Raw genomic sequence first — 19372 nt, 5'->3', positions numbered from 1 at the left:
GGCGCCCGCCCGGCGCGCCCCCGTAAAGCCCCGAGGGGCCGGTGCCCGAACCCCCGGTCACCGGCCCCTCGGTCCTGCGCGTCCTACTCGGACTTCGCGGAGGCGGGGGCGGCACCGGCCGCGGCACCGGCGGCCAGCCCGGCCGACCACTTCTCCTCGACGTTGCCGAGCTTCCAGTAGGCGATCGCCGCGGCCCAGGTGAGCACGAACAGTCCGACGATCGCGTAGCCGACGAAGTTGAGGTCCAGTGCGCCGATCCAGGCGATCGGACCGCTGGTGATGTCCAGCTTCTCGCCGAGCAGGCCGATCAGCTCGATCGAGCCGATCACCAGTGCGACCAGCACCGACAGCCCGGTGACGGTCAGGTTGTAGTAGATCTTGCGGACCGGCTTGGAGAAGGCCCACTCGTACGCGAAGTTCATGAACGAGCCGTCGATGGTGTCCAGCAGGCTCATTCCGGCCGCGAACAGGATCGGCAGCGTGAGCAGCGCGTACCAGGGCAGCGAGAAGGCCGCCGCGCCGCCCGCCAGCACCAGCAGGGACACCTCGGTGGCGGTGTCGAAGCCCAGGCCGAACAGCAGGCCCACCGGGTACATGTGCCAGGGCTTGGTGACGGCCCGGGTGACCCTGCCGAGGATGCGGTTCATCAGCCCGCGCCGCTCCAGCTGGCGCTCCAGCTCCGCCTCGTCGTAGTCGCCCTCGCGCATCCGGCGGAAGACCTTGAGGATGCCGTTGAAGGCACCCAGGTTGATCAGGCCGAGCAGCAGCAGGAAGGTGCCGGAGACGGCGACGCCGATCAGGCCGGTCAGCTCGTGCAGCGTCGAGTCGTCGGACTCCACCTGGCCGGCCAGTGAGCGGATGCCGAGGGCCAGCAGCGCGCAGAGGCCGAAGACGATCGACGAGTGCCCGAGCGAGAACCAGAAGCCGACCGACAGCGGCCGCTTGCCCTGGCCCATCAGCTTGCGGGTGGTGTTGTCGATGGCGGCGATGTGGTCCGCGTCGAAGGCGTGCCGCATGCCGAGGGTGTAGGCGGTCAGGCCCATGCCGGCGCCGAACACCTGGCCGCCGACGTCGTAGTGCTCGGGCTCGACCACCGCGAGCAGGGTGAACCAGCCGATGACGTGGAGCGCGAGGATGAATCCGCCCATTCCGGCCAGGCGGATCCACTCCTCACGGGTGAGCCGGTCGCGCCAGCGGGGGGCGGTCATCGTCGTGTCCTTTCGGTCGGGCGGTCGAAGCTGGGCCATCTTTCCGCCTAGGTGCGCGCAGTTGCAAGTCATGCGCAATTACGGATTCGCCTCCCCCCGGTCCCCCCGGCTTCCACCCCCCTCCCGAAGATCGTCACGACCCGTACAAGGCTTCGTAACCTCGGAGGGCTTTCACCCTGCGCTCTACGCGCGGATACTCCCGTTCTACGCGCGAAAACCTGAGCGCTGCCCCCTCAACTCCCCACGGAGGAACGGCACATGACGATCCGCATCCGAACCGCCGCGGCCCTCGCCGGAACGGCCCTGCTCACGGCCGGTCTCACCACCCCCGCCGCCACCGCCGCGCCCGGCCCCGCCGCGCCCGCCGCACTCACCGCGCCCGCCGCGAGGACCGCCACCGCCACCCCGCACCGGGTGCTGTTCGACAACAGCAAGGCCGAGACCGCGGGCAACGCCGACTGGATCATCAGCACCAGCCAGCCCGACCCGCTGGCCCAGAACGCCAACCCCACCACCGAGAAGAGCTGGACCGGCGCCCTGTCCGCCTGGGGCGTCGCCCTCCAGAAGACCGGCCAGTACAGCCTGAAGACCCTCCCGGCCGGGTCCACCATCAGCTACGGCACCGGCGCCGCGCTCGACCTCGCCAACTTCGACACCTTCGTGATCCCGGAGCCCAATACGCGCTTCTCCGCGGGCGAAAAGGCCGCGATCATGAACTTCGTGAAGAACGGCGGCGGGCTCTTCCTGGTCTCCGACCACAACAACAGCGACCGCAACAACGACGGCTGGGACTCCCCGAAGATCATCAACGACCTGCTGACCAACAACGGGGTGAACAACAACGACCCCTTCGGCTTCTCGGTCGACCTGCTCAACATCACCACCGACAACCCGCGCGCGGCCGACGCCCCGACCGACCCGGTGCTGCACGGCCCCTTCGGCACCGTCACCGGCTCCATCCTGCGCAACGGCACCACCTTCACCCTCAAGCCCGCCGACAACCCGAACGTCAAGGGCCTGGTCTACCGGACCGGCTACAGCGGCAACACCGGCGCGTTCTTCGTCACCAGCACCTTCGGCTCCGGCCGGGTCGCGATCTGGGGCGACAGCTCCCCGATCGACGACGGCACCGGCCAGTCCGGCAACACCCTGTACAACGGCTGGGACGACCCGGCGGGCACCGACGCCGCCCTCGCCCTCAACGCCACCGCCTGGCTGAGCAAGGCCTGACCGGGGGCGCCCCCACCGGGCCCCCACCGGGCCCCCACCGGGCCCCTCCCATCAGGCCCCTCTCACCAGGAAAACGGCCGCTCCCTCCCCTACTGTCGGAAATACCGAACCGTCGGAAGGCCGACGCCAGGGACCGATGGGAGCGGCCATGCCGTCCTACCCCTTCCACACCACCCGCGAGGACCTGCGCATCCCGCTGCCCGACGGCACCCGGCTGGGCGCCCGGCTGTGGCGGCCGGTCGGTGACGAGCCCGGCCCCGCGCTGCTGGAGTACTCCGGCGGCCGCCTCACCGACCGGACCGCCGCCGAGGACGCCCGCCGCCACCCCTGGTACGCGGGCCACGGCTACGCCGCCGTCCGGGTCGACACCCGCGGGCACGGCAACTCCGAGGGCATCCCCGGCGAGCCCGGCGGCGAACAGGAGCTGGCCGACGGCGCCGCCGTGGTCGACTGGCTCGCCCGCCGACCCTGGTGCAACGGCCGGCTCGGCCTGCTCGGCACCGGCACCGCCGGCACCACCGCCCTGCGGCTCGCCGCCCGCACCCCCGGCACCGTCGGCGCCGTCGTCACCGCCTGCCCCGAGGGCGGCCACCGGCTCGGCGGGGCCGTGCTCGCCGCCGACCTGCACACCCGGCTCACCGCCCTGGTCGCCGACGCCGCCCTGCCGCCGGACCCGCGGCACGTCGGCGACGCCTGGCGGGCCGCCTGGCTGGCCCGGCTGGAGGCGCTGCAGCCGCCCGTCGACGACTGGCTCGCACCCCGCGAGAGCACCGTCCCGGTGTCCGTGCCCACCCTCGCCGTGGCCGGCTGGGGCGACCCGTCCTGCTCCTTCGTGCTGCGGCTGCTCGCCGAGTCCCCGACCGCGCGCGCCCTGATCGGCCCCTGGCCGCACGGCCTGCCCGAGGCCGCCCTGCCCGACACCCTGCGCTGGTGGGACCACTGGCTGCGCGGCATCGACACCGGCGCCCTCAAGGAACCCGCCCTGCGCACCTGGCTCGCCACCCGCTGGACCGGGGACGAGGCCTGGCCCTCCCCCGACGTCCGGGAGATCCACTACGGCCTGGACGGCCCGCTGCGCACCGCCGGCACCGCCGCCCACGACCGGTACGTCCCGGTCCGGTCCCCGCAGCACACCGGCCTCAACGCGGGCGCCTACGTCCCCCACGGCCGTCCCGCCGACCGGCCGCCGGACCAGCGCGAGGAGGACGGCCGCTCGGTCTGCTTCGACTCCCAGCCACTGCCCGAACCCGTCGAGCTGCTCGGCGCCCCGACCGTCCGGCTGCGGCTGCGCGAGGACGGGGCACCCGTCCAGGTGACGGTGCGGCTGTGCGCGGTCGGCCCGGACGGCACCTCGGAGCTGGTCACCCGGGGTTTCCTGGTCGCCGACGGGCCGGACGCCGAGGTCGATCTCGCGGCCTGCGCCTGGACGGTCCCGGCCGGGCACCGGCTGCGGCTCGCCCTCTCCTCGGTCTACTGGCCCTGGGTCTGGCCCCCCGCGGAGGACACCGGGTACGGCGTCGACCCGTCCCGCTCCACCCTGAGCCTGCCGGTGCGCCACCTCGCCGCCGACGTCGGCGCCCCGCCCGTCACCTTCGAGCCCCCGATGCTGCCCGCACCGCTCGACATCCACCTCACCGAACCGCTCACCGTCCGGCCCGAACACCTCACCGTGCACGACATCGGCCGCCACGAGTGGCGCACCGAGCTCTCCCCCGCCACCGACGGCACCCGCACCCACCCCGACGGCCTGGTCCGCGACGAACACACCGTCACCGCCTACCGGGTGCTCACCGGCGCCCCGCTCAGCGCCCAGGCCCGCACCGACCGCACCGTCCGTCTGGAACGGCCCGACATCGGCTGGGACGTCACCGTCCAGACCCGCACCCAACTGCGCTGCGACGCCGAACACTTCATCAGCGTCGTCCAGTTGCGGGCGCTGGAGGCGGGCTCGGTGGTGTTCGCCCGGGAGTGGCAGCACCGAGTGCCCCGGGAGAGCTGATCATAGATTTCCTTATATACTTGCCTCATATTTCGATCCTGGCTTATAAACAGCTCCATGAAGACCACGAAGACCATCGGCCTGATCGGCGGCATGAGCTGGGAATCCACCGCCGAGTACTACCGCCTGCTGAACCGGCTCACCCGCGAGCGCCTCGGCGGACTGCACTCCGCCCGACTCGTGCTCTACTCCGTCGACTTCGCGCAGATCGAGCGGCTACAGGCGGCCGGCCGATGGGAGGAGGCCGGCGAGGTCCTCGCCGACGCGGCCCGGTCACTGGAGGCGGCGGGCGCCGACCTGCTGCTGATCTGCACCAACACCATGCACAAGGTCGCCGACCAGGTCGCGGCGGCGTCCTCCATCCCCCTGCTGCACCTGGCCGACACCACGGCGGCGGCCGTCCGGGCGGCGGGCCTGCGACGGGTCGGGCTGCTCGGGACGGCCTTCACGATGGAGCAGGACTTCTACCGCGGCCGGTTGGCGGCAGGCGGCCTGGACGTCCTGGTGCCGCAGGCGGACTCGCGCGCCCTGGTCCACCGGGTGATCTACCAGGAACTGTGCGTCGGACTGGTCCGCGCGGAGTCCCGGGCAGCGTATCGGCGGGTGATCGGGGAACTGGTGGCCGGGGGCGCGGAAGGGATCGTCCTCGGCTGCACCGAGATCGAACTGCTGGTCCGGCCGGAGGACAGCCCGGTGCCCGTCTTCCCCACCACCCGGCTGCACGCCGAGGCGGCGGTCGACGCCGCCCTGGCCGGCCTCTGACGGGTCCGGAGGCGGCCGTTACGCGAGGCGGCCTCCGGGCGGGGAGGGATCGTCGGACAGGGAAGGGCCGTCGGCGGATCAGGGCGTGGGCCAACTCGGCCTCGTCCCAGCCCCGTTCCAGCCACTGTGTGACGAGCAGTGCCAGAGCCCGCGCCTCGGCCTCGCCGAGGTGTAGGCGGGGTTCGGACCGGATCACCCTGAACAGGGTGGCCACGGCCGCCCGCGTCCGTTCATCCGGGAGGGTGGGTTCTTGTCCCGGGTCCTTTACGGGAGGGGCGACAGCGCCGCCGGTGCCCCGCCCACCGGAAGCCGGGCGGGGGGCAACCGGTGCCAACTGCGGCGTGTCGAAGACATGGGCCTCGGACCGGACCGTCCCGTCGGCCAGCCGGACCGTGTCGACCCGGTAGCACCCCGCGTCTTTCAGTTCCTTGAGGGCCCGCCGCACGGCACCCCGCCCCTGCGGACTGCTGTCCGCCATCTGCCGCCCGTCCTCCCGCCACCCGTCGGGACGGGAGAGCAGGCCCGCTCTCTTCGGGCGGCCCGGCCGTTCTCGGCCGGACCGCCCGAAGAGGGCACCGCTTCCGGCCGAAGCTGTCCGGCGCGGGGCCCCGCCCGAGGGCGGCCTCGTCGGCTGATCCCCTCCTCCCCGGGCCGGATCCGTCAGCGGTGTGAGAATGCCGGGACGGGGAAGGCCAGCCAGGGGAGGGCGAGCATGCTGACCGAGTCGGTGTACCGGACCGAGGACGTGGAACCACGGGACCGCTTCGAGTACTGGCAGCAGCAACTCGCCCGGATGATAGCGCCGTTCGACGTCCGCACCGAGCACAGGGCCGACTTCCGGTCCGAGGTGCGCGTCATGCCGCTCGGCGACCTGGCGCTCTGGACGATGGAGCACCCGCCGCTCGCCGCGAGCCGGTCGCCACGCCTGATCCGCTCGTCCACCGACCCCGAGCTGTACCTGTTCTCGCTTCCGTTCGGCGACACCGCCACCGCGGTCCGCTCCGACGGCCTCGGCGCCTACCGCCCGCACGACGTGGTCCTGCAGGACAGCGCCCGGCCCGTCCTCCTCCGGGCGAGCACCGATGATCCGCGCCAGCGGTTCCGCGGGGGCTGGCTGACCGTGCCCCGGCAGGCGCTGCCGCTGTCGCCGGACCGGATCGGCACGCTCACGGCCCGCCGGATGCCCGGGGACGCGGGCGTGGGCGCCCTGCTCGTCCAGCTGCTCGCCGGCATCGCCGCCGACCCCGGCGCCTACCGGGCCGGCGACGCGCCCCGGCTGGGCACCGTCGCCCTCGACCTGGTGTCGGCGCTGCTCGCCCACCACCTCGACGCCGAGGACGCCGTCCCGCCGGAGAGCCGGCGCCGGGCGCTGGTCCAGCGCGTCCGGGCCTTCATCCGCGCCCACCTGCACGAGCCGGACCTCAACCCCGGCGCGGTCGCCGCCGCGCACCACATCTCGGTCAGCTACCTGCACCGCCTCTTCGAGGGCGAGGAGGAGACCGTCGCCGCCTGGATCCGCCGCCAGCGCCTCGAACGGGCCCGCCGCGACCTCGCCGACCCGGCCCTGGCCGCCACCCCCGTCCACGTCATCGCGGCCCGCTGCGGGTTCCCCCGCGCCGCCGACTTCAGCCGCGCCTTCCGCGGCGCGTACGGGCTGCCGCCCCGCGACTTCCGGCACGGCGCCGCCGCGACGGCCACGGGTGGACGCTGAGCGAAGCGGACCTGGTCCCGCTGCTAACGACAACCCCCCCGGGGGGTCGGCAAGCTGATGCTGTGTCCACCACGGGGGCTCCTCCGGTGGACACGGACCGACACCAGCACCCTCGAAGGGGGAACATCCATGTCCAGCAACGGAACCCGGCCCCGCACGACCCTGCGATCCGCCGCCGCCGTCGGCATCGCCGCGCTGACGCTCGGGCTCACCGCCCTCGGCGGCGGTCAGGCCGTCGCCGCGCCGCAGGCCGACCCGCTCGCGATCGGGACGCCCGTCACCCTGTCGGAGTCCGCGATCACGGCGGACAGCCTGCCGTGCATCACCAGCCCCGGGGTCAAGACCTGCTTCGACAAGGCCGGCGACAAGGTGCTCGTGCTCGACACCGCGAAGGACGGCTTCTCCGCCGTCGGCCGGTGGAGCACCGACTACGGCCGCACCGGCGCGTGCCGCAACGCCCTCGGCGTCGGCCAGTGGGCGGAGTGCAACTACGACATGCGCGAGACGGGGCGCATCCAGCTGAACAACGCCCTCTACGACGGCGACACCGGGCTGTTGGTGCTGACCAACACGTACTCGGGCTGGCTGTCGATCGGCTGACCCGCCGGCGGCCCTGCGGCTCTCCGCCCGTACGGCGGGCGGAGAGCCGCAGGGCGCGGCGCCCGTCCCGCTACGCGTGGTCGGCCAGGACCTCGGCGATGACGTGGCGGGCGATGGCGGTCATCCTCGGGTCGCTGTCCCGGTAGTAGGCCACCTCCAGCAGGGCGATGGACAGGGCCCAGCCGCGGGCCCTGTCCCACATCGCGTCGTCGTCGGCGACGTCCGTACGGAAGGCAGTGCGGGCGGCGGCGGGCAGGACGTACCAGGCGGGGATCAGGTCGACGGCCGGTTCGCCCAGGCCCGCGCAGCCGAAGTCGATGACGGCGGCGAGCCGGCCGTCCGGGGACACCAGCAGGTTGCCGGGCTGGAGGTCCCCGTGGATCCAGACCGGGGGGCCGGCGGGCGCGGGGGTGGCCAGGGCGTGCTCCCAGGCGGCGGTCGCTGCGGCGACGTCGACCAGGTCCGGCACGGCCGCGATCGCCTTCCTCGTCCCGGTGTCCCGGTCCGCCAGCGACTCGCTGCGGTAGGCGGCGGGCGCGCCGGCCGGGTCGATCCCGCGCATCGCGGTCACGAAGCCGGCCAAGTCCCGGGCCAGCAGCTCGGGTTCGGCCGGCCGCCCGGCGTCCGGGGTGTCGCCGTCCAGCCAGCGCAGCACCGACCAGGCCCAGGGGCAGCCGTCGACCGGACCGCCCACGGCCAGCGGGACCGGCACCGGGACGGGCAGCCGCGGGGCCAGGCGCCGCAGCCAAAGGTCCTCCTTGGCGATCTCCTCGACCACCCCGGGGATCCTCGGGATGCGCACCACCAGCTCCGCCCCGAGCCGGTACATCGCGTTGCTGGTCCCGGCCGGTTCCACCGGCTCGACCGGCAGACCGGCCCACTGCGGGAACTGCTCGGCGACCATCCGGCACACCAGGGCCTCGTCGATGTCCAGTTCGTCGGGGTGCAGCTTGCGGGAGGTGGCCATGGTGCCCGACCCTGCCACCCGTTTGCCGGGCCCGGCAAGCGAATTGGCGCGCCCGCCCGGCCGCCTGCGCCCGCCGGGGCGAGCGGGTCGTTCTTCCGCCCGGAGGGCGGGGCCTACCTCTGGTGAACCGCGCCCGCGGCGATCAGCCCGGGCAGGTCCCGCATGTCGTCGAAGACCACGGTGCCCGGCCCCGCCAGCCGCTCCGCGGCCGTGACGCCGCCCGCGTAGCCGAGCGCGCGCATCCCGGCGGCGCGGGCGGCCTCGACGCCGGGCCGGCTGTCCTCGACCACCACGCAGGCGGCCGGGTCGACGCCCATCGAGCGGGCGGCGTGCAGGAAGAGGTCGGGGGCGGGCTTGCCGCGGCCGACCTCGGTGGCGCTGAAGATCCGTCCGGCGAAGTGGTCGTGGAGGCCGGTGCGGCCCAGCGTGTGGCGCATCTTCTCGTGGGTGCCGCTGGAGGCCACGCAGGTGGGCAGGGTGATCGCGGCGAGCGCCTCCGGCAGACCGTCCACGGGGGTCAGCCCGGCGTCGACCGCCTCGGCGTGCAGTTCGACGAAGCGCTTGCTCCACAGGACGGCCGTCTCGGCGCCCAGCCGTTCGGCGACCGTCGTCCGGTTGGCGGCCTCGGACCGTCCGACGAAGAGCTCGATCGCCTCCGCCCCGGTCAGCGGCCAGCCGTGCTCCTCCCCCAGGCGCACCAGCACCCGGACGGCGATCACCTCGCTGTCCACCAGGACGCCGTCGCAGTCGAAAATCACCAGCTCTATCGGCTTGATCATCCGACCAGCATAGGCCGGTGCGCACCCGAGGGCGGTGACCGGCGAACCGGCCACCGCCCCTTGGGCGTTACCCGGTCAGCCGGTCTGGACGGAGGTGTCGTCGATCACGAAGCTGGTCTGGAGCGAGGCGTCCTCGGTCCCGGCGAACTTCACGGTGACGCTCTGGCCCGCGTAGGCCGACAGGTCGAAGGTGCGCTGCTGGTAGCCGGCCGCGGCGTCCACGTTGGAGTAGGTCTTCAGCGCGGTGCCGTTGACCGAGACGGTCAGCTTGTCGTACGCGGTGCTGCCCGACTCGGCGGTGTCGATGTGCAGCCAGAAGCTCAGCGTCGCCTTGCAGCCCGACGGGATGCTCACCGTCTGCGACAGCGAGTCCGAGTGGGTCGAGCCGTAGCCGTTCATCCACGCCTTCCAGGAGCCGCCGTGGGCCGCCTGCGAGGAGCTGTTGTCCACCACGCCGCTCGACGTCGTCCACGGGGTGGCGGTGCCCGTCTCGAAGCCCGCGTTGCCCAGCAGCTGCGCCGGGGTGCAGCCGCCGCCACCGGTGGAGACCGCCCAGGTGAAGGAGGCGGAGGCCGACGTGCCCGCGGCGTCCGTGACGGTGACGGTCACGGTGGAGCTGCCCGCGGTGGAGACGGTGCCCGCGATGACGCCGGTGGAGGAGTTGATCGACAGCCCGGCGGGCAGGCCGGTCGCGGCGTAGGACAGCGGGGCGGTGCCGCCGGAGGCGCCGATCTGGAGGTTCACCGCGCCGCCGACGACGGTGGACTGGTTGCCCGGGTTGGTCACCGAGACGGTGCCGCTGCCGGCCGGCTTGGTGAGCAGGCAGCCGGAGACGTTGAGGTCGATGGCCCGGCTGGAGTTCAGGCAGGTGGTGAACCAGTACGTCTCCTCGCCGTAGCTCTGGCCCTTGAAGGCCTTGGTGGTGCCGTCGGCGGCCACCTCGCACGGGTTGTTGAGGGTGCACATGGCGCCGTCGTCATTGCCGGTGTTGTTGATGCCGATGATCCGCCCGCTGGCGGAATCGACGATCGGCGAACCGGAGGTGCCGTGCGTGGTGTTGCAGCCGGAGCTGTAGCGCAGCGAGTCGTGCCAGGTCCACTCGTCCTCGCGCAGGGTCGGCACGAAGCCGTTGACGGAGCAGTTCCAGGTCTGCTTCCAGTACGACGAGGGTATGTACATCGACGCGCCGTCGGTCGGGTGCGAGTCGCTGATGGTCAGCGCGGTGGCGCCGTACTTGGAGCTGATCGACCCGTAGGTGTCGGTGAGTTGGTAGAGCGCGACATCGGTGCCGGTCATCGTCGCGTAGAGCACCTTGTCGGCCTGGACGGTGCCCAGGCTGTTGCCCGCGCCGTTCAGCAGGGTGCCGCTGCGGCTGGCGGTGGCGTTCTGGATCACCTGGCCGGCCGAGGGCATGGTCGGCAGGCAGTGCCCGTTGGTGAGCATCAGCGCGCGGTCGCCGGCCACCGAGGTGGGGTAACGGACCAGCGAGGCCGAGCAGTTGCTCAGGGCGATGGTGGACGTCAGGTCGGCCGCCTGGACGGCCTGCGCGGGGGCGGCGGCGAAGGCCAGCCCGCCCGCGACGACGGCACTGGTACCGGCCACCGCGACAAATCTCTTGAACATGGCTCTCCTTGTGGGGGATCGCGGGGTGTACGACTGGTCGCCGACGCCCGCGCCGCACGAAAGTGCCATGGCCACTTCAAGAGGTCAAGGATTGTGACCGAACTCGCCACTGCCCGGCACGGGCTGTGCCACCCGAAGGCAACGACCCGTCCCGATATGCCCGTTACGGCTGCGGGAAAGCGTCCGGATCCACGTCCCCGGTCTTGGCGTTGCCGTCGGCCACCGGCTGGAGGGTGATCTCCCAGGAGGTCGCGGTCCGGCCGGTCTCGAACGGGAAGGTGTCCTCGAACTTGGTGAAGTGGCAGTTCCGGGTGAACGCCTTGGCGTCGGAGTCCCAGTCCGCGCCCCCGGAGACGTAGACCTCGTACGTCCCGTCCTCCACCCCCTCGACCTTGGCGTCCTGCCCCTTGCCGACGAACAGCGAGTGCACGGCCTTGCCGTTCAGCGCGAGCGACACCACGGCGTCCGCCTTGCCGCCGTTCTCGACCTTGAACACGCCCTCACCGCGCAGCTTCCCCTTGCGGACCATGGTGCCGTTGTCCAGCGCGCGGGACTGCTGCTGGGGCAGCGGCGGGACGGCGAAGGTGGTCGGGTAGCCTGCCGCGGTCATCTTGGTGAGGGCCGCCGTCACCGCCACGAGCCCCTGGGAGGTGCCCAGTTCGGCCTCGGCCGAGCCCAGTGCGCAGAGCTGGTGGGCCTTGATGCCGCTGCGGACCTTGCCCGCGTCGGTGGCCAGCGAGGTCATCGCCGCCGCCAGCTCGGTCTGCGCCGTCGTGACGGCGAGCGGCTGGTCCGCCCTGGCCAGGGACCGGGCGGCGCTCTGCGCGCTGGTGGCGATGCCGCCGAGCACGGTGTCGAGATCGGCCAGGCTCTTGGCACCGGTCACCTGGGCGAGCGCGGTGGTGACCGGGTCGACGCTCGCGGCGAGCACCGGGCCGTACGGCGGCCGGGTCGGCGTCGGCGTCGGCGTCGGCCGCGGGGAGGTCACCGCCCCCGCCGAACCGGACGCGGCCGGGCCGCCCGCCGAACCGCCGCCCCCGCCACCGGAGCACGCCGCCAGCACCAGCGCCGCACCGGCGGCCAGAGCGGCCTTCCCCACGAACCCCTCGGACCCCGTGAACTTCGTGAACCCTGTGAACCCCATGACCCCACCCCCGGGAAGCCTGGACCGCGCGCACACCGCGCAGCCACGCGGTCACACATGGTCCCGAGCGCGAACGACCCGCGTCAACCCATTACCTGGCGGTCACCCTTCCAGGGTCAGGGCTGCGGAGCAGTGTTCACGGTCTGCCACTCGACGTCGGCACGGGCGTCCCCCGACTTCGCGCCGAGGCCCACCTTCCAGGTCGTCCCGTCCGGCTTGAAGGCGTACGAGCCCTGGTACTTGGTGAAATGACAGTCCTGGGTGAACTGCTTCGCCTCGGGATCCCAGTCCACCCCAGTGGTGAGGTAAAAGTCGTACGAACCGTCCTCGACGCCGTCGATGGTGGCCAGCTGCCCCTTTGCCGCGTACACCGAGGCCACCGAAGCACCGTCCCGGGCGAGCGTGAAGACCGAGTCCACCGAACTCTTGTTGTCGAAGCGCAGCTCACCCTTACCGCCCTTTCCGCCCTCGCGGACCATGGTCCCGTTCTCCAGGGAGCGCGGCTGCGGCTGGGGCGCGGGCAACGGCGGGACGGTGAAGGTGGATTGGTACCCGGACGCCGTCAGCTTGGCCAGAGCCGCCGAGACGCCCGGCAGTCCCTGTCCGGCTCCGAGGCGTGCCTGGCCGACGCCCAGGCCGCAGAGCTTCTTGCTCCAGATGTCCGCAGTGATCGCCGAGGTCTCCGACACCAGCGCGTCCAGGGCGCTCACAAGCTCGGTACGCGCGGTCTCCGCCCCCGCCGGGGTCGTGGCGGAGTTCAGGGTCCGGCCTGCGCGTCCGGCGTTGGACCCGACGATTCCCATCGCCTTGGCGAGATCGGCCGGGGTCTTGGCCTCCACCGCCTTTCCCAGCCCGGTGCCAACCGGTTCCAAGGCCTGACTGAGCACCGTGCCGTACGGTGTCGCCGAAACGCTCGGCGCGGCCGTCCCACCGCCCCCGCCGGAACAGGCCGAGAGCACCGGCACCCCGCCAACCACCAGTCCCACCACACCCGAAGACCCCACGAACCGCACCGACTTCACAACTCCACCCCGATGACAACCCGTACACGGACCATGCACGTTCGGGGCGACATGCCGCCGAGAACCGGCCACCCCGGTCAACACGATTCGGACGATCATCACAAGGGCCCGCCTCGGGCCGTCTCCGGAGGTCAACTACGATCGGGCTCGTGCTCAGTCTCACCGGACTCCCCCTCCAGATCATCGCCTCCCTCCTCGCGATCGCCGTCTTCGCCGCCACCATGTGGCTCTGGCCGCGGTTCGGCGGGAAGGGCTGGAAGGCGTGGCTGGGCCGGCTCGGGGCGTTCCTCGCCACCCAGGTGTCGGTGCTGGCCGCGATGGGCCTGATCGCCAACAGCTACTTCGGCTTCTACAGCTCCTGGACGGACCTGCTCGGCACCAGCGGCGGGCTCGGCACGGTGGTCGACCACCAGCCCAACGCCTCCGGGGTGGCCGTCACCGGCGAGCAGAAGTTCTACTCCGCCCAGGGCTCGGACCCGGAGCGCTCCGGCCTGATCCAGAAGGTCGACGTCAAAGGAGCCGGCAGCGGTCTGACCACCGAGGCGTACGTCTACCTGCCGCCGCAGTACTTCCAGCCGGACTACGCCAAGCAGCGCTTCCCGATGGCCCTGGTGCTGACCGGCTACCCGGGCACCCCCGAGAAGCTGATCTCGCTGATGCAGTACCCGGCGTCCACGCTGAACGCGATCGAGCAGAAGAAGCTGCCGCCGACCGTCCTGGTGATGACCCGCCCCACCCTGGTCGGCGACCGGGACACCGAGTGCGTGGACGTGCCGAACGGCCCCCAGGTGGAGACCTTCTTCACCACCGACCTGCCCAAGGCCCTCGCCACCACTTACCGGATCGGCACCGACCCGGCCAACCGGGCGGTGATCGGCAACTCCACCGGCGGCTACTGCGCGCTCAAGTTCGCGCTGCGCAAGCCCGACTCCTACCGCGCGGCGGTCGCCCTCTCCGGCTACTACAGCGCCGCCCACGACGCGACCACCGGTGACCTCTTCGGCGGCAACGACCGGCTGAAGCAGGAGAACGACCTGCTGTGGCGGCTGAAGAACCAGCCGCCGGCCCCGGTCTCGCTGCTGCTGACCACCGCGAAGGACGAGAACAACCGCGACGAGACCGAGGCCATGGTCGCCGCCTTCAAGGCCCCGACCAAGATGTCCACCATCACCCTGGACACCGCCGGCCACAACTTCCACACCTGGACCCGGGAGATCCCCCCGGCCCTGGAGTGGCTGGGCGAGCACCTCACCATGCCGCCGTCCGCCTGACTTTCCGGATCACACGCGCCTCACAGCCCCGTCTCACGGTTCTCTCAGCAGCGCCACCCACCGTATGGCGCATGACCACGAGCAGCTACTCCCCTCCGGCCGGCGAACCGTGGCCCGAGGCCGCGAACCACCCGCCGCCGGAGGTGCCGCCCGGCCCTGCCCGGCCGGACCCGGCGCCGCTCTTCCCCGAGCAGCCCCTGCCGCCCGCCGTCCCCGAGGGTCCGGCCTCCTGGTCCGGCCGGCTGCGCACCCTCCCGGCCCGCGCCTGGCGCGGGCGCGCGGACGACCCGCGCTGGGTGCGCCCGGCCCTGCTGGCGCTGCTGGTCGCGACCACCGTCCTCTACCTGTGGGGCCTGAGCGCCTCCGGCTGGGCCAACTCCTTCTACTCGGCCGCCGTGCAGGCCGGTTCCCAGAGCTGGAAGGCCTTCTTCTTCGGCTCCTCGGACGCGGCGAACTTCATCACCGTCGACAAGCCCCCGGCCTCGCTCTGGCCGATGGCCCTGTCGGCGCGGATCTTCGGCCTCTCCTCATGGTCGGTGCTGGCCCCGCAGGCGCTGATGGGAGCGGCCACCGTCGGCGTGCTGTACGCGACGGTGCGCCGCCGCTTCTCCCCGCTCGGCGGCCTGCTGGCGGGCGCCGCGCTGGCGCTCACCCCGGTCGCGGCGCTGATGTTCCGCTTCAACAACCCGGACGCGCTGCTGGTGCTGCTGCTGACGCTGGCCGCGTACGGGCTGGTGCGCGCGGTCGAGGCGGCGGGCACCCGGTGGCTGGTGTTCACCGGGGTGGTGTTCGGCCTCGCCTTCCTCACCAAGACCCTGCAGGCCTTCCTCGTGCTGCCCGCGTTCGCGGTGATCTACCTGGTCGTCGCGCCCACCGGCCTGTGGCGGCGGGTGCGGCAGCTGCTGCTCTCGGGCGCGGCGATGGTCGTGGCCGGCGGCTGGTGGGTGGCGGTCGTCGAGCTGCTGCCCGCCTCCGCCCGCCCGTACGTCGGCGGTTCGCAGGACAACAGCTTCCTCTCGCTCACCTTCGGCTACAACGGCCTCGGCCGGATCAACGGCGACGAGACCGGCAGCGTGGGCGGCGGCGGCCGCGGCTGGGGCCGGACCGGACTGACCCGGATGTTCGGCACCGACATCGGCGGACAGATCGCCTGGCTGCTTCCGGCCGCGCTGATCCTGCTGGTGGCCGCCCTCTGGGCGACCCGCCGCTACGCCCGCACCGACACCGCCCGCGCGGCCTTCCTGGTCTGGGGCGGCTGGCTGCTCTCCACCGCGCTGATCTTCAGCTTCATGTCCGGGATCTTCCACCAGTACTACACGGTGGCGCTGGCCCCGGCCGTCGCGGCGCTGGTCGGCATGGGTGTGGACGGCCTGTGGCGGGCCCGGCACCGGCTGCCCTGGGCGCTGGTGCTGGCCGGGACGCTCGCGGTGACGGCGGTCTGGGCGTTCGTGCTGCTCGGCCGCAGCCCGGACTTCGTGCCGTGGCTGCGCTGGGCGGTGCTGGTCGGCGGGCTGCTCGCGGCGGCGGCGCTGGCCGCCGGTCCGCTGGTCGCCGGTCCGCTGGCCGCCGGGTCGCCGACCGGGCGGTTCTCCGGCCGGACCGGCGCGCGGATCGCCTCGGTGGCGGGCCTGATGGGCCTGGCGGCGGCGCTCGGCGGTCCGGCGGCGTACGCGGTGGACACCGTGAACACCCCGCACACCGGCTCGATCGTGACCGCCGGGCCGGGCGTGGACGGCGCGTTCGGACCGGGCGGCACGGGGCGCAAGGGCGGCAAGGGCTTCCGGGGCGGCGGCAACGGGCGCGGCTTCGGCCAGGGCTTCCCCGGCGGCCAGAACGGTCAGAACGGTCAGCCGGGCTTCCCCGGCGGGCAGGGCTTCCCGGGCAGCGGCGCGGGGGCGGGCACCGACCACGGCAACGGCCGCCACGAACGCGGCAACGGCACCGGTGGCGGAACGGGCAACGGCAGCGGCTTCCCCGGCGCGCAGGCCCCCGAGGGTACGGGCACCGGCGTCCCCGGAGGCCTCCCCGGCGGCGCCACGGCCGACGGCCCGCCCCCCGGCGGCATGGGCGGCCTGCTCGACGGCCCCAAGGTGACCGACGAGGTCGCCGCCATGCTGAAGGAGAACGCCGACCACTACACCTGGGCGGCTGCCACGATCGGCTCGCAGACCGCCGCCGGCTACCAACTCGCCACCGGCGAACCGGTGATGGCCCTCGGCGGCTTCAACGGCACCGACCCCTCACTGACCCTGGACGGCTTCCGGACGTACGTCCAGGAGGGCAAGGTGCACTGGTTCATCGGCGCCGGCGGCTCCCACCGCGGCTTCGGCGGCGCGGGCGGCGACGAGGGCGGGCAGCAGAACGAGTCCGCCCGGATCGCGTCCTGGGTGACCGCCCACTTCACCGCGAAGACCGTCGGCTCGACCACCTTCTACGACCTGACGGCCCCCACCTCCTGACGGTGGGCCCGCAACCCCGAAGGGGGCGTGCCGCGTTCGCGCGGCGCGCCCCCTTCCGCCGTCCCCGGCCGGCCGTCCTCAGTCGGTCGCGCAGTGGGTGCCCGCCTCCGGCAGCCGTCCGTCCACCAGGTAGGCGGCCACCGCGTCCCGGACGCAGCTGCTCCGGTAGTAGGCCATGTGCCCGTCGCCGTCCCGGGTGAGCAGCACGCCGTGCTCCAGCCCGCCGGCCAGCCGCTGCGCCCAGGCGTAGGGGGTGACCGGGTCGCCGGTGGAGCCGATCACCAGGACCGGCGCGCTGCCCTGCGCCCGGACGGGCTGCGGCGTCTCGGGCGAGCGGTACGGCCAGGCCCGGCAGTCCGGGACGAGCAGGGTGCCCGTCGGGTCGTGCCCGGTGGTCAGCGGGGCGCGGGCGGCGAGTTCGGCGAGGGCCGGGCGCAGTTCCGCGTCGGTGGGCGGCGGCGGGCCGTCGGCGCAGGAGATGGCGGCGAAGGCGTCGGCCACGCTCTGGTAGCGGCCGTCCTCGCCACGTCCGTAGACGCTGTCGGCGAGGGCGAGCAGGCTCTCCCCCTCGCCCCGGGTGACGGCCGGTTCGATGGCGTCGCGCAGCCCGGACCAGGACTGGTGGCCGTCGGCGAGCGCGTCCAGCACGGCGCCCCAGCCGAGCGCGGCGGTGAGCGTACGACCGTCGGCGGTGCGCAGCGGGCGCTCGCGCAGGCCGTCGAGGAAGCGGGCGAGGCGCTGCGGGGCGGCGGCCGGGTCGGGGCCGAACGGGCAGGAGTCCCCGTCCTCGGTGGCGCAGTCGGCGGCGAAGGCCCGGAACCCGTCCTCGGCGGCGACGGCCTGTTCGATGCCGAGCCGGGCGGTGGGGACGCCGTGCTCGACGGCGCCGTCGAGGACGAGCCGGCCGGTGCGCTCGGGGAACTCCTCGGCGTAGCGGGCGCCGAGGTGGGTGCCGTAGGAGAAGCCGAGGAAGTCCAGGCGGCGTTCGCCGAGGGCGCCGCGCAGCACGTCGAGGTCGCGGGCGGTGTCGCGGGTGCCGAGGTGCGGGAGCAGGTCGGCGTGCCGGGCCTCGCAGGCCTCGGCGAGGACCCGGCCGCGGCCGTAGTCCGGGTCGTCGGTGGCGTCCCACTCGTCGCGCGTGGAGTCGTCCAGGCACTGGACCGGGACGGTGTCGCCGGTGCCGCGCGGGTCGAAGCCGACCAGGTCGTAGCGGTCGTGCAGCGGCCCCTGATAGTTCTTCCAGCCCCAACGGACCATCTTGACACCGGAGTTTCCGGGCCCTCCGGGGTTGAGCAGCAGGGCCCCGAGCCGGTGCTCGCGGTCCGCGGCGGGCACCTCGGTGACAGCGACGTCGATGGTGCGGCCGCCCGGATCGGCGTAGTCCAGCGGCACCTTGAGGGTGGCGCACCGCACGACGGCCGTGTCCGGGTCGGTGCCGTCGTCGCCGGGGCAGGGCTGCCAGTCGATGTGCTGGTCGTAGAGCGCGCGCAGGGCGGGTGTCGCGGTGGCGGCGACCCGCTCGTCCAGCGGAGGCCGGGCGGCACCGCCCGTGCAGCCGCTCGACAGCGCGAGGGCGAGGACGGCGGCGAGGGCGGGCACGGCGCGCCCGGACGAGCGGGGGAACCGTGAAGTGATCGGGGGCACCGCCCACGAATACCATCCGACCTGCGTCCGAAGCACATCGCACCCGCCCCCGGCCGGGGTCGACGGTCCGTCAGCCGTCGCACTGCTGGAGCATGGCCTTCTTGTCGGCGTCGGTGACGGGCAGCTGGTACTTCAGCGAGACCTGGGCGAAGCGCACCGCGTAGGAGCAGCGGATCCCGGTGTCGGCGGGCAGCCAGGTGGCCGGGCCGGAGTCGCCCTTGGAGGCGTTCTGCGAGCCGTCGGCGGGGATCAGGTTGAGCGGGTCGTTGGCGATCTGGACGCGCTTGGCCTTGTCCCACTTGCTGGCGCCCATCTGCCAGTCGTAGGAGAGCGGCATCACGTGGTCGATCTGGATCTTGGAGGCCTGCTGCTTGGTCCACTGGACGCTCTTGCCGGTGTACGGGTCCCAGATGGTCATCGCGGTGACCGTACAGTCCGAGCCGTCCTTGTGCTCGACGCCGGTGCCGTCCCGGGCGAGCAGGTCGTTGCGGGTGTCGCACTTGTTGCCGCCGAACGGGACGCCGTCGACGTTGTCCGTCCAGGCGGGGCCGAACTCGTTGCGGTCGTAGCCGTCCTTGGTGCCGACGGCGGCGGTGGCGACCTTGGCGATGACGTCCCGGCCGGCCTTCCGGTCCTCGGAGGTGGTCAGCGGCGCCAGGCCGGGCTTGGTGCCGTCCGGGTTCTGCAGCGGGCTGGTGCCGGTGGCCCCGGCGGCGGCGCCGCCACCGGGCTTGGGACCGGTCGACTTGTGGTCGCGGCCGCCGATCAGCCAGCCGACCAGCGCGAGCGCGCATATCAGGAACACGGTGGCGGCGGACAGGGTGGTGCGGCGGGCGGGCACGGAGAACTCCCGGGATCAGGGGCGGGGTGACGGCGAACCAGCAGATCAGCCACCCCGAGAGCAGGTCAAGCCGACGCCACGGGCCGGCCCGGAGCATGTCGAAGCTCACACC

Annotated in this window: 14 protein-coding genes and 2 pseudogenes; 7 read left to right on the top strand and 9 right to left on the bottom strand. The window is 73.2% G+C overall.

Features of this window, described 5'->3' with window-relative positions:
- Nucleotides 1–83: 83 nt before the first annotated feature.
- On the bottom strand, nucleotides 84–1208 hold the full coding sequence (locus tag ACWGJO_RS08650; protein ID WP_452182784.1) for a HoxN/HupN/NixA family nickel/cobalt transporter: 1125 nt from the start codon (nucleotides 1206–1208) through the stop codon (nucleotides 84–86).
- A 258-nt stretch (nucleotides 1209–1466) separates the two neighbouring features.
- On the opposite strand from ACWGJO_RS08650, the gene ACWGJO_RS08645 reads away from it, so the two are divergent.
- The 5 genes from ACWGJO_RS08645 (at nucleotide 1467) to ACWGJO_RS08625 (ending at nucleotide 7510) form a co-directional block, all read left to right on the top strand.
- On the top strand, nucleotides 1467–2438 hold the full coding sequence (locus ACWGJO_RS08645; protein WP_452182783.1) for a hydrolase: 972 nt from the start codon (nucleotides 1467–1469) through the stop codon (nucleotides 2436–2438).
- A 148-nt stretch (nucleotides 2439–2586) separates the two neighbouring features.
- Nucleotides 2587–4437 carry a CocE/NonD family hydrolase gene (locus ACWGJO_RS08640; protein WP_452182782.1) on the top strand — a complete coding sequence of 617 codons (1851 nt, stop codon included), beginning with the start codon at nucleotides 2587–2589 and terminating at the stop codon, nucleotides 4435–4437.
- Between the two features lie 57 nt (nucleotides 4438–4494).
- Nucleotides 4495–5199 (top strand): aspartate/glutamate racemase family protein, encoded by a 705-nt coding sequence (locus ACWGJO_RS08635; protein WP_452182781.1) that lies wholly within the window; start codon nucleotides 4495–4497, stop codon nucleotides 5197–5199.
- A 712-nt stretch (nucleotides 5200–5911) separates the two neighbouring features.
- Nucleotides 5912–6910, top strand: a complete 999-nt coding sequence (locus ACWGJO_RS08630; RefSeq protein ID WP_452182780.1) for a helix-turn-helix domain-containing protein — start codon at nucleotides 5912–5914, stop codon at nucleotides 6908–6910.
- 129 nt (nucleotides 6911–7039) lie between these two features.
- Entirely contained in the window at nucleotides 7040–7510 is a 471-nt protein-coding gene (locus ACWGJO_RS08625) for a hypothetical protein (protein WP_452182779.1), read from the top strand.
- A gap of 70 nt (nucleotides 7511–7580) precedes the next feature.
- Here the strand turns inward: ACWGJO_RS08625 and ACWGJO_RS08620 are convergent, their stop codons facing one another.
- The 6 genes and pseudogenes from ACWGJO_RS08620 to ACWGJO_RS08595 form a co-directional block, all read right to left on the bottom strand.
- On the bottom strand, nucleotides 7581–8477 hold the full coding sequence (locus ACWGJO_RS08620; RefSeq protein WP_452182778.1) for an aminoglycoside phosphotransferase family protein: 897 nt from the start codon (nucleotides 8475–8477) through the stop codon (nucleotides 7581–7583).
- A gap of 113 nt (nucleotides 8478–8590) precedes the next feature.
- Nucleotides 8591–9256 carry an HAD family hydrolase gene (locus ACWGJO_RS08615; RefSeq protein WP_452182777.1) on the bottom strand — a complete coding sequence of 222 codons (666 nt, stop codon included), beginning with the start codon at nucleotides 9254–9256 and terminating at the stop codon, nucleotides 8591–8593.
- 75 nt (nucleotides 9257–9331) lie between these two features.
- Nucleotides 9332–10057 (bottom strand): annotated as a pseudogene (locus ACWGJO_RS08610) (putative Ig domain-containing protein); the annotation flags it as partial.
- 204 nt (nucleotides 10058–10261) lie between these two features.
- A pseudogene (locus tag ACWGJO_RS08605) lies at nucleotides 10262–10879 on the bottom strand (S1 family peptidase); the annotation flags it as partial.
- A 163-nt stretch (nucleotides 10880–11042) separates the two neighbouring features.
- Complete coding sequence (locus tag ACWGJO_RS08600) at nucleotides 11043–11978, bottom strand: hypothetical protein (RefSeq protein ID WP_452182776.1); 936 nt, start codon at nucleotides 11976–11978, stop codon at nucleotides 11043–11045.
- A 161-nt stretch (nucleotides 11979–12139) separates the two neighbouring features.
- A complete protein-coding gene (locus tag ACWGJO_RS08595; protein ID WP_452182775.1) occupies nucleotides 12140–12895 on the bottom strand; it encodes a hypothetical protein in 756 nt (251 codons plus the stop codon).
- A gap of 299 nt (nucleotides 12896–13194) precedes the next feature.
- Between ACWGJO_RS08595 and ACWGJO_RS08590 the strand changes: the two genes are divergently transcribed.
- Nucleotides 13195–14316 carry an alpha/beta hydrolase gene (locus tag ACWGJO_RS08590; protein WP_452182774.1) on the top strand — a complete coding sequence of 374 codons (1122 nt, stop codon included), beginning with the start codon at nucleotides 13195–13197 and terminating at the stop codon, nucleotides 14314–14316.
- A gap of 71 nt (nucleotides 14317–14387) precedes the next feature.
- Nucleotides 14388–16775 carry an ArnT family glycosyltransferase gene (locus tag ACWGJO_RS08585; protein WP_452182773.1) on the top strand — a complete coding sequence of 796 codons (2388 nt, stop codon included), beginning with the start codon at nucleotides 14388–14390 and terminating at the stop codon, nucleotides 16773–16775.
- Nucleotides 16776–16853: 78 nt separating this feature from the next.
- On the opposite strand, the gene ACWGJO_RS08580 is transcribed toward ACWGJO_RS08585, so the two are convergent.
- The gene (locus tag ACWGJO_RS08580; RefSeq protein ID WP_452182772.1) at nucleotides 16854–18419 is read right to left on the bottom strand and encodes an alpha/beta hydrolase; all 1566 of its coding nucleotides are present in this window, start codon (nucleotides 18417–18419) and stop codon (nucleotides 16854–16856) included.
- A gap of 70 nt (nucleotides 18420–18489) precedes the next feature.
- On the bottom strand, nucleotides 18490–19260 hold the full coding sequence (locus ACWGJO_RS08575; RefSeq protein ID WP_452182771.1) for an HNH endonuclease family protein: 771 nt from the start codon (nucleotides 19258–19260) through the stop codon (nucleotides 18490–18492).
- Nucleotides 19261–19372: the final 112 nt, after the last annotated feature.

It is taken from the genome of Kitasatospora sp. NPDC054795 (assembly GCF_053611565.1).
The sequence above is the reverse complement of the archived record's forward strand: the minus strand, read 5'-3'. Positions and strand labels throughout refer to the sequence as shown.